The organism is uncultured Streptococcus sp. (assembly GCF_963528215.1).
GTDB lineage: Bacteria > Bacillota > Bacilli > Lactobacillales > Streptococcaceae > Streptococcus.
The window spans coordinates 43,725-58,035 of the sequence record NZ_CAURVL010000003.1 but is presented as its reverse complement, the minus strand read 5'-3'; the positions used below and the strand labels follow the sequence as shown (position 1 = coordinate 58,035).

The window sequence follows — 14,311 nt, the reverse complement described above, 5'->3', positions numbered from 1 at the left end:
TAAACACGCCTTGTCACAGAATAGGGTGATTAAGTTCTTGCTAAAAGCTACAATAGAAGCATGAGGTTGAGCTCAATAAATGTCCTCATACCCCTCTATCAATGACACGATAGAGAGAAGTCCTAGAAAGGAGGTAAGAGCCGTGAAAGTTGCTGAACTAATCTTGAGAGGCGTCCTATTACTAGGAGCAAGCACCTTGAAGAACTATGACAACAATAGTATCGAGGGAGTTGCCTTAGACATCGGTTACCGTTCCGACGGTAAATTTCAGTTAGTACGTGTGAAGGTGCTTGGTGCAAGTGTTGAGGATTACCTATCATCGATTGATGAGCAAGTGGAATTGACCCTGACCAATGTCACAATCACTTCATACATGAGCGGAAATCGTGCCGCCTTGTCTGTAAAAGCAGGCGCTGCAGTCATCACCGCTTAATGGTTCTACAGAGGGGAGTCTCTTCGATCCCCCCTCTGTACTTTTTAACAAAAAGGAGAATAAAATGGTTAAAAAATTTTTACAGCTTTCCTTAAAAGCAAAAGTAATTCTTAGTGCCTTGGGTATTACTGGGCTTGTATTACTGGCAATTATCGCCAACTACTTATTCCCATTTGTAGCTGTAGCGGTAATACTTGCCGCAATAGCTGCTGAAGGGGACTTCTCAAAGCTATTTCCTCGTGCTCAACCTTTCATCTATGATGGAGGAGCACTCGGAGCTTGCTTTAGCAGTTTAGTTCGCGAGCTCGGACAGCACACAACTTTACCAGACCTCAACTATTGGGGATATCGCCAAATTACAATTACGAGAGATAAGCGTGCAGTTGCTATTGAACTTTATGCTCTCATAGAATCTAACGACAACCCTATTCGTAAAGAGTATATGGAGAGATTGGTCGCACTGCATTTAAACGAACAGTTGTCTCGTAACGGGTTGAGTATCTTTCCAAGTGGGTATACTTTTAAGGTGCATTCCGTAACTGAAATGCCTGACGCATTAGGTGTAGAGTTCCTTGTCATTCGGGTTATCTTTGGATTTGATAATGAGAGCGTGCTTTCATTGGAAAATCAGCTACAATTTCAGCCTGTCACACTTCCTGTTGAGAAGGAGGCTGTTGACGATGATTTCTAGGAAAAGACGGCACTCCGACGGGATTGAGGCATTTCTCAGCAAAAAGGCTTTGGATTTGGGGATTCATTCCCCTGTCCCTTTGCCGTTGATTTCTCCACCACACTTGGCTTGCTTCGGTACGTCTGGGTCGGGAAAGACTTATGCAAGTAAGTTGTTGTTGGCTAAAATTTCAAAGCATTTTAACACATGCTGCGTCATCTCTGACTATAAAAGCGACATTGACTTTGAATTTTTGAAAGATGAAGACTTTTGTTTTCGATACCGAGAGGTAGGGAGATGGTTTGATTTAGGTATGCAGCTACTTTCTAATAGGCAATTAGGAGTTGATCAGTTGCGTATCCCGATTGTGCTCTTTCAGGACGAAATGGCTGCTTACTTTACTAGCTTAACCAAAAAAGAGCGTGATGAACGGATTCATCAACTTTCTCAGTTACTAATGCTAGGACGCTCATTTAATATTTTTGTTTGGATATCTCAGCAAAGACCTGATACAGAATATTTTGGTAAATCTCGGGACAATATTGGTAGCAAGATTGTACTTGGGAAAATAAGCAAAGAAGTCTTAAATATGGTCTTTCCTGATGATAAGGAAGAGGTTACAGTCCAAAATCCACGAGGTATAGGATATGTGACCATCGACGGGCGAGGCACAGAGCAGATTGTCTGTCCTAAGTATAACGTAGCTAAAGCTGAACAAGCTATATTACAGGCTGTCCGACGAACGGCAAAGTACTACTCTTTGCAGGCGCTGCTTGGCGAGGAAGACGGAGCGGGCGAAGCCTAGCGAACGTCGAACCTCGACCAAGTAGCCTAGATGGGGGTACTGTAAAGACCCCCGTTCCACTCCCTGTTATATTTTAAATTTTACATATTCCACTTTAGGGAAAAACTTATTCTACAGTTAAAATACTGTTAAATCAAGTTTTTCTGACAACATTTAATTTAGGGTGCTTTTCCCTTGCTACTGTAGGAGAATAGAAGCATAAGAAGCCCGCCGCATTAACTTCTTTTAGGCGGATAGAAAGGATTAAAACATGGCATGTAAAAACGAAATTGAAACTTATCTTGATAATAACAGCGAACACAACCCAGTCATTATGACAAGTGTAGATGAGGTAACGTTTGTTATCAAACCTACAGAAGATACTGTAGGAGAGTACCCAGATAATTGGTATCAAATTGCGTTATCACTCGCTGAAGCGGTAGCGGAAAAACTATCTTTACCCGTTTTATTTGGAGATTATCTCCCACTGGAAAGACCACCGGCAGGATATACAGACGGTTTTACCTTTCAGCGCTTTCCTTATTACTTTGCGATTGCGTGGCATAAAATCAACTTTACTATGGGGATTGTCATAAAATTTTCTGCTTCAGCCTTGTCTCACTATAAAGCTACCTATCAAGATCACTATAGTGAGGCTGTTGATGTTCATAATATTGCACAGCTGCTGGACGATGATTATTATGAGTTACGCCTTTCGCGCATTGACCTCGCTGTTGATTACTTTAACTACTCGATGTCTGTGAATGATCTTTACCAAGGTCTGAAAGATAAACGGTACATTATTACTAATCATAAGGCGCATAAGAATCTGTCAAAGGTTAGCGCTCAAGAAGTAAATGGTCAAGCGCAAACCATTTATATCGGTAGTAAGAAAAAGAACGTTAATGCTTTATTGCGTATTTACAACAAATATCAGGAGCAATTAGATAACCACCAAGCCCGCTATAAGCACTTGACCAGATATTGTGATTCTTGGCTTCGTATGGAAGTTTCTTATAAAGGGACATATAGCAATCAGATTCTTGCTTTATTGTTGACGATTGATACTCCTCAAGATTTAAGTAAGCTCATTGCCAATAAGATGATTGATAAGTATTGTTTTTACGATACCGATACTGGAGCTGATCTTCCATTTACCAGTGATCTACTCAGAGGTCTCGGTAGATTCCCAGCTCTAGATTCTCTAAACTCTCGCAACAATGACCTTGTAGCAACTATTTCTTACTTAATGAAAGGGAGCGGACTCTTCCCTCTCCTTAAGAAAATAGAAGAGATTTGGGGGACTCAGGCTCGAAATCATTTCATTATTAGGCTAGTCCAAGAATATGAAATCAATTACACGCCCAATCCAGATGTTCGGTTGTGGTTAACGAAATTTGGCAGCGAACTATCCAAGCTCAATTTCAAAGACTTCCTTGAAGACGCTTTCCAAATTTTTTATCAAAAAAACAACATCACTCCGAAAGATTCCGCCAAGAAGCAAGAGAGCGATGTTGCAGATGGAGATAAGCGGTAGCCTATCCTGCTGCCTATTATCTCATAACGAGAAAGGAAAATCCAGTTATGATGGAAGAAATTAAAGTTGATATTTCAGATATTACTATTAAACTCCCCGATACCTACTGTATCGTCTCCCAGCATGAGTATGATGAGCTTATCAAACAAAGTAGTAAAGGTCGCTATTTAAGTCTTTCAGATGTTTTAGAGCTGCTTTCAGTATCTCGACCTTGGTTACTTGAAAATGTCCTCTATAAACCTGCTATACGCTCTAAGATTGATATTGAGCAGAATCCAAATGGTGGATTTGTCAAATATCCGTCCAATCAAGGGGAGCGCTACCTCTTCTTAGCTAGTAAGACAAAAGATTTCTTTGAGAAAAATTTTTATGAAATTATGGTACAATAATCTTGGTAAAACCTTGATTATCGCTTTTAGAAAGAGGTAATCAATTATGTCAATTTCCTGTTCACAACGTGGAAAAAATAAAACTTGGTCATACCGTGTCTTTGACACCAAAGGGAAGTTACTTGCAACCGCAAGTGGCTTTTCTACTAAAAAAGAAGCTGAACTTGAGGCTATGCAAATAGAGCTAAAGGCTTCTAATCATCTAACCGTTAATTCATCTGCTTCACTCTATGAGCTGTGGCAAGAATGGCTTGATGTTAGTGTTCGTCCTTTAGATAAGAGTGAAGCGACCTTATCCAAACACCAGAGGCGCGGGGATTTGCTATTACAGATGTTTGGGGATTTACCTGCCACTCAGATAAAGTTCAGCCAGTATCAGCGTGAACTCAATAAATACGCTGAACGAGTGACCAAAGACACCGTAAGAAGACTGAATGCTGAAGTGCGGAAAGTTATCCAATTTGCCCAACGGGATCATTTGGATATAACGGACTTTACAGAGGGGGCTATTATCACTGGTAAGCGTGCTAGTAAAGCAGCACATGAAAAGTATATCAGTAATATAGCTGATTATTACAAACTTCTGTCTGAATTGAAAGGACGCATGGACTATCAGAGATCCGTGACACCGTACTTGCTCTTTATAGAGGCAAAAACAGGCTTGCGCTTTGGTGAAGCCGTTGGTCTGACTTGGGATTGCATTGACTGGGAAGACAAGACTATTCATACCTACAGACGTTATGACAGTGTCACTTATCAATGGAAACCACCCAAAACAGAAACCTCTGTCCGCCATGTTCCGATTGATGATGAAACTATTACTGTATTGAAAAAACTTCAGTATGAGCAAGCTAGGACGCTATTTCACCATGGAATAAAGAATGAGAAAAACTTTCTGTTCTATGATGTGGTTTATGGTGTTCCAACCAATACAGGTGTAAATAAGTATTTGCGGTTGGTGTTAAAGAAGCAGCAAATAAAGCCGTACAATCTGACGGCTACAGGTCTTCGCCACACTTACGCAAGTATTCTATTAGCTAAAGGTGTTGACATTTGGGTAGTAGCTACTGTTCTGGGACATAAGGACATCAAGCAGGTAACCGAAACTTATGGACACCTACTTAAAGAAAAGAAAGATAAGGAATACAACCTGATTAGAAGTCTTCTACAAGTATCATAGTATTCTTTGAACAAATTTTGAACAAAAATGAAAAAAGCCCTATAAATAAGGCTTTTTCGGCACTAAAAAATGCCCCCTGCAGGGATCGAACCTGCGACCCACGGATTAAGAGTCCGCTGCTCTGCCAGCTGAGCTAAGGAGGCAATAGAAAAAGCTGTATTGGTGCCGGACCTTCACGATTTGTATTGAACCCGCGCAATTAAGCAGGTGGGCAACTCGCTCTAACTGAAGCTGTTTCCGTGTGAGACGGCCTACATGCTGTTAGAAGACTTTTGTTTCCCTAATAATACAAAAAATAGTCGGTCAACACTTAAGTGTGAAGTCGTACACCACAGCGTTTCTATAATTATAATACCATAAATTTTGAAAAATTCAAGAGAAAAATGTGATTTTTTGCAAACGATGTCATCATTTTTTTAAGTCATCAATCTTATCCTTGGTCATTCCAAGGGCTCGCTCGTATTTGCCATTCTCATTAGGCGTGAAGTAATTGGCATCTTTTATCTTGTCAGGCAGATAGTCCTGCTTAACCCAATTGCCAGGATAGGAGTGAGGGTAGAGATAGTCCTGTGCGTTGCCCAGTTCCTTGCTGCCGGCATAGTGGCCGTCTCGTAAGTGGCGGGGAATGGGGAGGTTTCCATTCTTTCTTAGGTCAGCTAAAGCCTTGTCCATGGCCAGATAGGCTGAGTTGGACTTGGGCGATAGAGCCAGATCAATAACAATATTGGCAATAAGGATACGGGCTTCAGGAAAGCCGATTCGTTGGGCTGCTTCCAGAGCTGTGACGGTATGAACTTGAGCGTCTGGATTTGCCAGGCCAATATCTTCGTAAGCGATAACGGTCAAGCGGCGAGCCAGACTAGGCAGGTCTCCAGCTTCAACGAGGCGGGCTGCATAGTGAAGGCTGGCATTGACATCAGAGCCGCGGATGGACTTCTGCAGAGCAGAGAGGACATCGTAATGTCCGTCCCCGTCCTTATCCATGGTGATGTAGCTCTTTTGCAGGCTGTTTTCCATCACATCGAGCGTGATGTGACGGATGCCCTTGTCATCTTCAGGGGTAGAGAGTACGGCTAGGTCCAGTGAATTATAGGCGGAGCGTAGGTCTCCGTTGGTAGAGATAGCAATGAAATCCAGAGCTTCATCATCTAGCTCCACTGGAAAATCAAATCCGCGCTCCTTATCCGTCAAGGCTAGCTGAATGGCTATCCGGATGTCGTCGTTGCTGAGGGGCTCAAGCTCAAATATCTGAACCCGGCTTCGGATGGCAGGGGTGACAGAGAAGAAAGGATTTTCTGTCGTCGCTCCAATCATGATGACCAGACCGCTTTCTAATAGCGGCAGTAGGAAGTCTTGTTTTGTTTTATCCAAGCGGTGAATCTCGTCTAGCAGGAGCACCAGTCCGCCGGAAAATTTCGCTTCTTCAGCAATCTCCTGCAGGCGCTTCTTGCTATCTACAGTGGCATTAAAGGTCCGAAAAGCATATTTAGTTGTGCCGGCAATAGCCGAGGCGATGGAGGTCTTGCCGATGCCGGGCGGCCCGTAGAGAATCATCGAGGACAGGCGGTTGGCTTCAACCATGCGACGGATGATTTTCCCGGGTCCGACCAGATGTTGCTGGCCTATAATCTGATCAATGTCAGTAGGCCGCATGCGCAGGGCGAGGTTTTCTGGCATAAGATTTCCTTTCTGCAAGTGTTTTTCTTGGCTTTTTGTGTTACTATTGTAGATAGTAATATTTTATCACAATGAAAAGAGGAAATCATGGCTAAGTACGGTTTTTTGGAGATATTGGACGAGGAAATGGGGAAGAGCTTTCCTTTTGACTATGAGATAAACTGGGACAAGAAGAATCACGCGGTAGAAGTAGCCTTTCTCCTTGAGGTGCAAAATCCAGGTGGGATTGAGACTGTTGATGCTGAGGGCAATGCTTCGGCTGAGGATATTTACTTTGAGGAAGCCGTGCTTTTCTATAATCCGACCAAGTCTCGCTTTGAGGCCGAGGACTATCTGGCTGCCCTGGCCTATGAGCCGAAGAAGGGGCTGTCACGGGAGTTTCTGGCTTATTTCGTGGATTTCCTAACCCAAACGGCTGAGTCTGGTCTCGATGCACTCATGGACTTTTTAGCAGATCCAGAGGCAGCAGAGTTTGAGATGGCTTGGAATGCTGAGGCTTTTGAAAATGGCAGAGCAGATTTGACTGAGACTGACTTTTATTCCTATCCGAGGTATTAGGAGGCGCTTATGGAAAATGCAGAAGGACTAGATTTACTGCACAAACAGATGGAATTTTCTGGCTGCAAGATTGCCTTGCTCTGTGATGACAAGCTGCTGACTATCTTGCGAGATGATATTTCAACCATTCCTTGGCCCAATATGTGGGAACTGCCGGGAGGTGGCCGTGAGGGTGAGGAGACACCTTTTGAATGTGTTCAAAGAGAAGTTTTCGAAGAGCTTGCTTTGAAGCTTGAAGAAACGGCTATTGTCTGGGTTAAGGCATATCCAGGAATGCTTGATCCAGACAAAACCTCTATTTTTATGGTGGGGACTATCACTCAGGAAGATTTTGCCAGTATCGTCTTTGGCGATGAGGGACAGGCTTATCAGATGATGGATGTGAGCAAGTTCTTATCAGATGAAAAGGTTGTTCCGCAGCTACAGGACAGGTTGAGAGATTATTTGGAGGTGCGAGCATGATTTATATTGAACGGGCAGGAGCTGGGGATTTAGAGACTATTATTGCCATTCAGCGAGCGAGTTTTAAGGCCGTTTATGAGAAATATCAGGATCAATACGACCCCTATCTGGAGGAGCGTGAGCGGATTCGCTGGAAGCTGGTTGAGCGGCCCAATAGTTTTTATTATTTTGTCAAAGACGCCGAGAAGATTCTTGGCTTTATTCGCTTGAATACAAATGACGAACAGACAGCAGGCTGGATTGGAACAGTAGCGATTTTGCCAGAGTACCAGAATAAAGGATATGGTTCTGAGGGGCTTGGTCTGATAGAGGAGAAATTCTCCACCGTTATGCAATGGGATTTGTGCACGGTTTTTCAAGATAAAGGCATGGTAGCTTTTTATGAGAAAAACGGCTATCATCAGACCCATACTGAGCCCGAAAAAGAGGGCATGGATATGGTTTACATGACAAAGACAATGAAATAAACAAAGAAAGGATTGTTCAGTTAAATTTCCAAACTGAACCCGCCCTAAACACTGTGCTAAAAAGATAAGGTTCTCTTAGACATAAGACTTGTCAGAGAATTTTCTATTTTGGTCTTAGGTTTTACGGGCTTGGTATTTTAATGATGGACACTTGGCAGGAATTAACGATTGAAGTGAAGCGTGAGGCGGAGGAAGCAGCCTCGAATATTCTGATTGAGCTGGGCAGTCAGGGTGTGGCTATCGATGACAGCGCAGACTATCTGGGGCAGGTTGACCAGTATGGTGAGCTTTTTCCAGAAGTTGAGCAGAGCGAGCGGGTCCGGATTACCGGCTACTACCCGGATTCGGTGGATATAGAGGCCATTGCGGCCCAGGCCAATGAGCGTCTGGCTGAGCTGGATGGCTTCGGCTTGGAGACGGGAGATATTCAGCTGACTCGGCAGGAACTGGCTGAGGAAGACTGGGCGGACAACTGGAAGAAATACTTTGAGCCAGCTCGGATTACCCATGACTTGACCATTGTGCCATCTTGGACGGAGTATGAGGCGACAGCTGGTGAGAAGATTATCAAGCTAGATCCTGGTATGGCCTTTGGTACAGGCACTCATACGACGACCAAGATGAGCCTCTTTGCTCTGGAGCAGGTCTTGCGGGGCGGAGAAACGGTGCTGGATGTAGGTACAGGAAGTGGTGTCCTCTCCATTGCCAGCTCTCTCTTGGGCGCTAAGGACATCTACGCTTATGATTTAGACGAGGTGGCAGTGCGCGTGGCTCAGGAAAATATTGAGCTCAATCCAGGTATGGAGAACATTCATGTGGCACCAGGTGATCTTCTCCGAGGGGTAGAAATCGAGGCGGATGTCATCGTTGCCAATATCTTGGCCGATATTCTCATCCATCTGACAGAAGATGCTTATCGTCTAGTCAAGGATGAGGGCTATCTGATTATGAGTGGGATCATTTCTGAGAAGTGGGAAATGGTGCGCGAGTCAGCAGAAGCGGCAGGATTTTTCCTGGAAACGCATATGATTCAGGGAGAATGGAATGCCTGTGTCTTTAGGAAAACGCAGGACATTTCAGGCGTGATAGGTGGTTAGATGCAACAGTATTTTATAAAAGGAATTCCTCAGTCTCCTCTGGTCATCACGGATAAGGACACGGCTAAACATATGTTTTCAGTCATGCGGCTCAAAGCGGGAGACCAAGTTACACTAGTCTTTGATGATGGCGTGAAACGGCTGGCTCGGGTGTTAGACCCCGGCCAGCAGAGCTTGGAAATCTTGGAGGAGCTAGCAGACAATACCGAGCTGCCGGTTCAAGTGACCATTGCTTCGGGTTTTCCCAAAGGCGATAAGTTGGAATTTATCACTCAAAAGGCAACGGAGCTAGGAGCCTGTGCTCTCTGGGGCTTTCCAGCTGACTGGTCGGTGGCCAAGTGGGATGGCAAAAAACTGGTCAAAAAGAGCGAAAAGCTGGAGAAAATTGCTCAGGGAGCAGCAGAGCAGAGCAAGCGCAATCTAATTCCAGAAGTTCGGCTCTTTGATAAAAAGGCAGATTTTCTGGCAGCCTTGGCAGTCTTTGACCGTATCATCGTGGCCTATGAAGAATCGGCCAAAGAAGGAGAATCTGCAGCTCTAGTTCGGGCTCTGTCGGGCTTGGTAACCGGCGCAAAAGTGCTCTTTATCTTCGGACCGGAGGGTGGTCTCTCGCCAGATGAAATAGCAGCCTTTGGCCAAGCAGGGGCTGTATCAGCAGGTTTGGGACCACGTATCCTTCGGGCTGAAACCGCTCCGCTTTATGCCTTGACGGCAGTCAGTGTTTTGTTGGAATTGAGCAAGGACAGTCTTTAAAAAGTAAAATCAGCAGCCACTTTGGCTGCTGATTTTTTAATCATTATTGTCTTTCACGTTTTTTAAAGGTGAAGATTCCTGCAAGTCCAGTCACAACAAGTCCCAAGAGTCCGAGCGATGACGTCTTTTCTCCGGTTGCTGGGAGGCTTTCTGCTCCTGCCTGTCTGTGGGACGCTTGCTTGTTTGTGCTAGGGTCAACAGCAGTCAAGACAGGGAAGTCTACTTTGCTATGCTGCAGGTTGGCTGCTTCGACTGCGATAGTCGGAGAGCTTGTCTGCTCAATAGGCACTGATTCAGTTTTCGGTGCGACGTAGACGAATTTGTATTCGCCAAATCCTTCTTGGGCAGAAGCTGCTAGATAGACGATGTCTCCGTCAGTACCAATCAAGTTCTTGGCCTTATCAGCTGTCAGGAAGCGCAGGTCCAGTCCCTTGATGGTGTCAGCGAAATGCCAGTTCTGATCTGCACTTGGATTGATATTTTTGACAGCCAAGATATAGTTGATGATAGCTTGGCGGTTTTCCAGATTGAGCAGACGGTTGAGGCTGGCTTCACGCACTCCTGGGAAGTTACCATTAGACCGGTAGTTGTTGGTCACGACGATAAATTCCTGATTGGGGTCAATCTCCTTGCCTTGGTATTTCAGATTACGGACCCGGCTGGCATTTGGGTTGGCCAGTTTGCCTTCGCGGTCGTATTTGTTCGGCTGGGTAATGTCAAACTCATAGGTAACACCGTCGATAACATCAAAGTTATAAGTCCGGTAGTCAGTATTGACCAGATTTTGCGGTTGGCTATTGTTAGGGTCAATGGTATTGAACTGGCCAGCTGACATTTCCAACCATTCTTTGAGCTGGGCACCGTTGACCTTGAGGATAGCTGTGACATTATCGTAAAGATAGAGGTCTGCTACATTCTTGATGGCAATAGGGCCAGCTGGAATGTCTGTGTAGGCCGTTGCATCCCCACGAGTTCCTGCCTTGAAAGGCGCTGCTGCAGACAGGATAGGAAGATTGGCTTCAGGCGTGCCAGCCAGCTCTTGCTTAGCATACCAAAGCTGGGCATTGTTGACGATTTGCACGGATGGATCGTCTTTGACCAGAGCGAAGTAACTAGTAATCGGTGCAGTCGTGGTGCCGACTTGCTGGCGGACATAGTTAATAGTCCCTTGGTGAGATTCTTGGGCTATGTCAATGACGCGCTGATCTGCCACATTAGACTTGGTATCTACCCTGCGGATGGAGCCCTTGCTATCAGTGACTTTCCATTTGCCGTCAGTATAGTTGAGCTTGAGGTCGATGACGCCTAAATGGTCGCCGTATTTACCAGCCATGGTTACTGGAGTGCCATTGATTTTACCGTTGACTCCGTCTACGCCAGAGTATTTTTCGTAGAAGCCAGTTCCGTTTCCGCTTGGAAATTCTGCGTGGGAGTGGCCCGTTACGACAGCATCCACACCTGGCAGGCTGGCGATTTGATAGCCTTCATTTTCCTCGCCTTTTTCATACTTGTCGTCTCCGATACCAGAGTGAGAAAGTACCAAAGTGATGTCTGCACCGGCCTTGCGCATCTCAGGAATGATATCTCGAATAGCCTCAACGGAGTCACGAACGACCACTTTTCCTTCTAGGTTTGCCTTATCCCAGTTGAGAATCTGCGGCGGGACAATCCCAGTAACACCAATCTTGACAGTCGTCAAACGGCCCTGAGTATCCGTAAAGGTCTTTTCGATGATTTTGTAAGGCTGATAGATGAATTTACCAGTCGCTGGATCCAGCACATTGGCATTGACAAGAGGCATGCCTGCTGTCTCGATTACGCGGTCCAGATAGTCCAGACCGTAGTTGAACTCATGGTTTCCTAGCGTACCAGCTTCAAAGCCCAGAGCTTGCAGGGCAGCGTACATAGGGTGCTGCTCGCCTTTCTCCACAGGATCCACGATGGCCTTATAGGTTCCCAGCGGCGTTCCTTGGATAGTATCGCCATTATCTACCAAGAGGACATTTGGATTTTCTTTCTTTGCTTTCTCGATCAGCACAGCTGTTTTAGCCAGTCCCAAGGTCTCTACTGGCTTGTCCTGATAGTAGTCGTAGTTGACCAAGTTGGTATGGAGGTCGGTCGTTGCCAAGATACGAACATCAACAGTCTGTCCCTCCACGGGCTTAGTATCCTCAGTAGCCGCGACATTGCGAGCCATAGCCATCAGAGCATCAGTATTTCCACTGGTATTTTCTGGGGAAATAGCAGAGCTAGGCTCCGTGCTCTCTGGTGTCGCAGTAGCTTCAGTAGGACTTGCAGCAGTCGTTGGTTTTGCTTCCGCCACGCTGCTTTCTACTGGAGCAGGATTAGCAGTGACTGGTGCAGTATTCTCATCAGCCTGAACAGTATTTACAGCTGCCGCAAGAGCCGCTGCGCTCAAAAGCACAACCGTTTTTTGAAGGGATGATTTAGACATAATATCTCCTTTGTTAAAATGAATTTCAGACTTATATTATACTATATTAAAACGCTCTCATCAAGAGAAGATCATAAATTAAAACTTAATAAAATTGACTGGAAGCTTCATAAGTTGCAAATATGAGAATATAAACTAAAACAGAATGCTCCAAGATTTACCACTATTGTATCCGTTTTCATATTTTGGTATAATAGTGATGAACTCACTTGGGTAAGTCGGAAAGGAAAATAAAACAGAAAAAATCAGACTGCCTAAGCTGGGAAGCGTATTTGCATTCTTTGCCTGATAAGGAGAGGAGGTTCGCCATGACTATGTCTGCCTTATTTGAGTTGTTTGTCGCCCTTTTAGGTGTGACATCTACTTGCTACCTTGTCTACGCTTATTGTCAATTTATCAAGGAAGAAGTTCATCACTTTCTTCATCACAACCCGCCCGTTTAAGGCGGGTTTTTGCTTTTGGGAAAATAGTTTATACTATATAATGAAACTAATAGAGATTGAGGAGTGTTTATATGTCTAAGAGAAGAAATAGAATTATGGGGCTTATTGGCCTAACTGTATTGATATTGCTGGGAGCAGGCCTCTACCTAGCTCATAAAAATCAAGAATTTCAAAATGAGATGACAAGAATTGTCCACAGTGAGGAAGTTAGAAAAATGATTGTAGAAGCATTAAAAGAAGAAGATCCGAATGCTTTAACGGATAAAGGGAAAATTCGTTCTTATAAAATTGATGATAGCTCCATTAAACATAATCCAATGGGAGGCATTATGTTTCATGTTATAATTAATGACGATTCGGATGCTGTATTTAAATTTGGTATAAGGAAATATAGTCAAGATGGTAGAATGAGTTTAGTTGGCGGCACTCTTACGGAAAAACTTCAACAGTTACTAGAGGAGTGACAGCCAAATAGCCATAAGAAGATTTCTTTTTTTAGAGGTGAATACATGAAGAAAAAACATAAAATTATCTTATCAGTTATCAGCTTGTTTGTGGCTGTTTGCATAGGAGTAGGTCTCTACCTAGCTCATAAAAATCAAGAATTTCAAAATGAAATGTTCAGGATTGTTCATAGTGAGGAAGTAAGGGAGTTGATTATGGAGGAATTAAAAGCAATCGATCCTCATGCTTTAACGGAGAAAGGGAAAATCCATTCTTATAAAATAGATGATGCAAGTATTCGTCATAATCCAATGGGAGGCATTATGTTTGATATTATCGTCAATGATAGTATAAGTATGGTTGGGAAAATGGGAATTCAAAAAGATGGCGGAAGTAAGCAACTAAGTTCAGTTGGTATGGATGAATCAGCAGGTTTGCAAGCTTTGGTAGGGGAGTAATGACAAGTGATTCACTATTCTAGTTATAGCGATAATCTCTGGCTTTAATTGAAATTGTAAAACCTATGTTATATAATAGATTATAAGAATAATAGGGGGTGTCCCATGAAGAAAAAGCATAAAATTATACTAATTATAGTCGGTTTGTTTGTGGCTGTTTGTCTAGGAGGAGGAATGTATATGGCTCACAAAAATCAAGAATTTCAGAATGAGATGGTAAAGATTGTCCACAGTGAGGAAGTGAAGAATCTAATAGAAAAGAAATTAAAAAAATTAGATCCTCATGCTTTGACGGATAAGGGGAAAATTCGTTCTTATAAAATTGATGATAGAACCATCAAACATAATCCGATGGGGGGCATCATGTTTGATATTGTCATTAATGATGACCCTGATATTGTTGGGTCAACAGGGCTTAGAAAATATGGGGAGAATGAGGCGATACGAACTGTAGGTATGGATAGATCGAAAGGTCTTCAGAAGTTACTAGAGGAGTGATGATTA

At 43.8% G+C, this 14,311-nt stretch carries 17 protein-coding genes and 1 tRNA gene; 15 read left to right on the top strand and 3 right to left on the bottom strand.

Going from position 1 to position 14,311, the window contains the following annotated elements; translation table 11 throughout:
* Positions 1 to 79: 79 nt before the first annotated feature.
* The 6 genes from RWS24_RS02035 to RWS24_RS02010 all read left to right on the top strand — a co-directional run bounded on the left by RWS24_RS02035 (position 80) and on the right by RWS24_RS02010 (position 4,993).
* Positions 80 to 433: a hypothetical protein gene (locus RWS24_RS02035; RefSeq protein ID WP_145980190.1), complete on the top strand. Its 354-nt coding sequence runs from the start codon at positions 80 to 82 to the stop codon at positions 431 to 433.
* 64 nt (positions 434 to 497) lie between these two features.
* A complete protein-coding gene (locus RWS24_RS02030) occupies positions 498 to 1,124 on the top strand; it encodes a hypothetical protein (protein WP_111676689.1) in 627 nt (208 codons plus the stop codon).
* Positions 1,114 to 1,908, top strand: coding sequence for a type IV secretory system conjugative DNA transfer family protein (locus RWS24_RS02025; RefSeq protein WP_111676687.1), 795 nt, complete (start codon positions 1,114 to 1,116; stop codon positions 1,906 to 1,908). The genes RWS24_RS02030 and RWS24_RS02025 overlap by 11 nt, the downstream gene beginning before the upstream one ends.
* Before the next feature lie 250 nt (positions 1,909 to 2,158).
* Complete coding sequence (locus RWS24_RS02020; RefSeq protein WP_111676685.1) at positions 2,159 to 3,424, top strand: replication initiation factor domain-containing protein; 1,266 nt, start codon at positions 2,159 to 2,161, stop codon at positions 3,422 to 3,424.
* Between the two features lie 50 nt (positions 3,425 to 3,474).
* A complete protein-coding gene (locus RWS24_RS02015) occupies positions 3,475 to 3,813 on the top strand; it encodes a DUF771 domain-containing protein (RefSeq protein WP_111676965.1) in 339 nt (112 codons plus the stop codon).
* A 46-nt stretch (positions 3,814 to 3,859) separates the two neighbouring features.
* The gene (locus RWS24_RS02010; protein ID WP_111676683.1) at positions 3,860 to 4,993 is read left to right on the top strand and encodes a site-specific integrase; all 1,134 of its coding nucleotides are present in this window, start codon (positions 3,860 to 3,862) and stop codon (positions 4,991 to 4,993) included.
* A gap of 70 nt (positions 4,994 to 5,063) precedes the next feature.
* On the opposite strand, the gene RWS24_RS02005 is transcribed toward RWS24_RS02010, so the two are convergent.
* Together RWS24_RS02005 and RWS24_RS02000 are read right to left on the bottom strand one after the other, a co-directional pair.
* Positions 5,064 to 5,136 (bottom strand) — tRNA-Lys (locus RWS24_RS02005).
* Between the two features lie 265 nt (positions 5,137 to 5,401).
* Positions 5,402 to 6,670: a replication-associated recombination protein A gene (locus tag RWS24_RS02000; RefSeq protein WP_314364940.1), complete on the bottom strand. Its 1,269-nt coding sequence runs from the start codon at positions 6,668 to 6,670 to the stop codon at positions 5,402 to 5,404.
* Positions 6,671 to 6,757: 87 nt separating this feature from the next.
* Between RWS24_RS02000 and RWS24_RS01995 the strand changes: the two genes are divergently transcribed.
* The 5 genes from RWS24_RS01995 (at position 6,758) to RWS24_RS01975 (ending at position 10,007) form a co-directional block, all read left to right on the top strand.
* Positions 6,758 to 7,228 (top strand): DUF3013 family protein, encoded by a 471-nt coding sequence (locus RWS24_RS01995; RefSeq protein WP_314364939.1) that lies wholly within the window; start codon positions 6,758 to 6,760, stop codon positions 7,226 to 7,228.
* 9 nt (positions 7,229 to 7,237) lie between these two features.
* Positions 7,238 to 7,690, top strand: coding sequence for an NUDIX hydrolase (locus tag RWS24_RS01990; RefSeq protein ID WP_314364937.1), 453 nt, complete (start codon positions 7,238 to 7,240; stop codon positions 7,688 to 7,690).
* Positions 7,687 to 8,157: a GNAT family N-acetyltransferase gene (locus RWS24_RS01985; protein WP_314364935.1), complete on the top strand. Its 471-nt coding sequence runs from the start codon at positions 7,687 to 7,689 to the stop codon at positions 8,155 to 8,157. Before RWS24_RS01990 ends, RWS24_RS01985 begins: the two co-directional genes overlap by 4 nt.
* A gap of 143 nt (positions 8,158 to 8,300) precedes the next feature.
* Positions 8,301 to 9,254 carry a 50S ribosomal protein L11 methyltransferase gene (prmA, locus tag RWS24_RS01980; protein ID WP_314365078.1) on the top strand — a complete coding sequence of 318 codons (954 nt, stop codon included), beginning with the start codon at positions 8,301 to 8,303 and terminating at the stop codon, positions 9,252 to 9,254.
* Positions 9,255 to 10,007, top strand: coding sequence for a 16S rRNA (uracil(1498)-N(3))-methyltransferase (locus RWS24_RS01975; RefSeq protein WP_314364934.1), 753 nt, complete (start codon positions 9,255 to 9,257; stop codon positions 10,005 to 10,007).
* A 43-nt stretch (positions 10,008 to 10,050) separates the two neighbouring features.
* On the opposite strand, the gene RWS24_RS01970 is transcribed toward RWS24_RS01975, so the two are convergent.
* Entirely contained in the window at positions 10,051 to 12,462 is a 2,412-nt protein-coding gene (locus RWS24_RS01970; protein WP_314364933.1) for a bifunctional 2',3'-cyclic-nucleotide 2'-phosphodiesterase/3'-nucleotidase, read from the bottom strand.
* A 314-nt stretch (positions 12,463 to 12,776) separates the two neighbouring features.
* Here RWS24_RS01970 and RWS24_RS01965 point away from each other — a divergent pair, with 314 nt between their 5' ends.
* The 4 genes from RWS24_RS01965 to RWS24_RS01950 all read left to right on the top strand — a co-directional run bounded on the left by RWS24_RS01965 (position 12,777) and on the right by RWS24_RS01950 (position 14,305).
* Positions 12,777 to 12,905: a hypothetical protein gene (locus tag RWS24_RS01965; protein WP_255297029.1), complete on the top strand. Its 129-nt coding sequence runs from the start codon at positions 12,777 to 12,779 to the stop codon at positions 12,903 to 12,905.
* A 71-nt stretch (positions 12,906 to 12,976) separates the two neighbouring features.
* Entirely contained in the window at positions 12,977 to 13,369 is a 393-nt protein-coding gene (locus RWS24_RS01960; protein ID WP_314364932.1) for a DUF1310 family protein, read from the top strand.
* A gap of 45 nt (positions 13,370 to 13,414) precedes the next feature.
* Positions 13,415 to 13,807 carry a DUF1310 family protein gene (locus RWS24_RS01955; protein WP_314364930.1) on the top strand — a complete coding sequence of 131 codons (393 nt, stop codon included), beginning with the start codon at positions 13,415 to 13,417 and terminating at the stop codon, positions 13,805 to 13,807.
* 105 nt (positions 13,808 to 13,912) lie between these two features.
* Positions 13,913 to 14,305, top strand: coding sequence for a DUF1310 family protein (locus RWS24_RS01950; protein ID WP_314364929.1), 393 nt, complete (start codon positions 13,913 to 13,915; stop codon positions 14,303 to 14,305).
* Positions 14,306 to 14,311 lie beyond the last annotated feature (6 nt).

Excerpts from the sequence above, each read along its gene's own strand:
- RWS24_RS02030 (WP_111676689.1), top strand. The coding sequence starts at position 498 with ATGGTTAAAAAATTTTTACAGCTTTCCTTAAAAGCAAAAGTAATTCTT.
- RWS24_RS02015 (WP_111676965.1), top strand. The coding sequence starts at position 3,475 with ATGGAAGAAATTAAAGTTGATATTTCAGATATTACTATTAAACTCCCC.
- prmA (WP_314365078.1), top strand. The coding sequence starts at position 8,301 with ATGGACACTTGGCAGGAATTAACGATTGAAGTGAAGCGTGAGGCGGAG.
- RWS24_RS01990 (WP_314364937.1), top strand. The coding sequence starts at position 7,238 with ATGGAAAATGCAGAAGGACTAGATTTACTGCACAAACAGATGGAATTT.
- RWS24_RS01955 (WP_314364930.1), top strand. The coding sequence starts at position 13,415 with ATGAAGAAAAAACATAAAATTATCTTATCAGTTATCAGCTTGTTTGTG.
- RWS24_RS02010 (WP_111676683.1), top strand. The coding sequence starts at position 3,860 with ATGTCAATTTCCTGTTCACAACGTGGAAAAAATAAAACTTGGTCATAC.
- RWS24_RS02035 (WP_145980190.1), top strand. The coding sequence starts at position 80 with ATGTCCTCATACCCCTCTATCAATGACACGATAGAGAGAAGTCCTAGA.
- RWS24_RS01975 (WP_314364934.1), top strand. The coding sequence starts at position 9,255 with ATGCAACAGTATTTTATAAAAGGAATTCCTCAGTCTCCTCTGGTCATC.
- RWS24_RS01960 (WP_314364932.1), top strand. The coding sequence starts at position 12,977 with ATGTCTAAGAGAAGAAATAGAATTATGGGGCTTATTGGCCTAACTGTA.
- RWS24_RS02020 (WP_111676685.1), top strand. The coding sequence starts at position 2,159 with ATGGCATGTAAAAACGAAATTGAAACTTATCTTGATAATAACAGCGAA.
- RWS24_RS01965 (WP_255297029.1), top strand. The coding sequence starts at position 12,777 with ATGTCTGCCTTATTTGAGTTGTTTGTCGCCCTTTTAGGTGTGACATCT.
- RWS24_RS01985 (WP_314364935.1), top strand. The coding sequence starts at position 7,687 with ATGATTTATATTGAACGGGCAGGAGCTGGGGATTTAGAGACTATTATT.
- RWS24_RS02000 (WP_314364940.1), bottom strand. The coding sequence starts at position 6,670 with ATGCCAGAAAACCTCGCCCTGCGCATGCGGCCTACTGACATTGATCAG.
- RWS24_RS02025 (WP_111676687.1), top strand. The coding sequence starts at position 1,114 with ATGATTTCTAGGAAAAGACGGCACTCCGACGGGATTGAGGCATTTCTC.
- RWS24_RS01950 (WP_314364929.1), top strand. The coding sequence starts at position 13,913 with ATGAAGAAAAAGCATAAAATTATACTAATTATAGTCGGTTTGTTTGTG.
- RWS24_RS01970 (WP_314364933.1), bottom strand. The coding sequence starts at position 12,462 with ATGTCTAAATCATCCCTTCAAAAAACGGTTGTGCTTTTGAGCGCAGCG.
- RWS24_RS01995 (WP_314364939.1), top strand. The coding sequence starts at position 6,758 with ATGGCTAAGTACGGTTTTTTGGAGATATTGGACGAGGAAATGGGGAAG.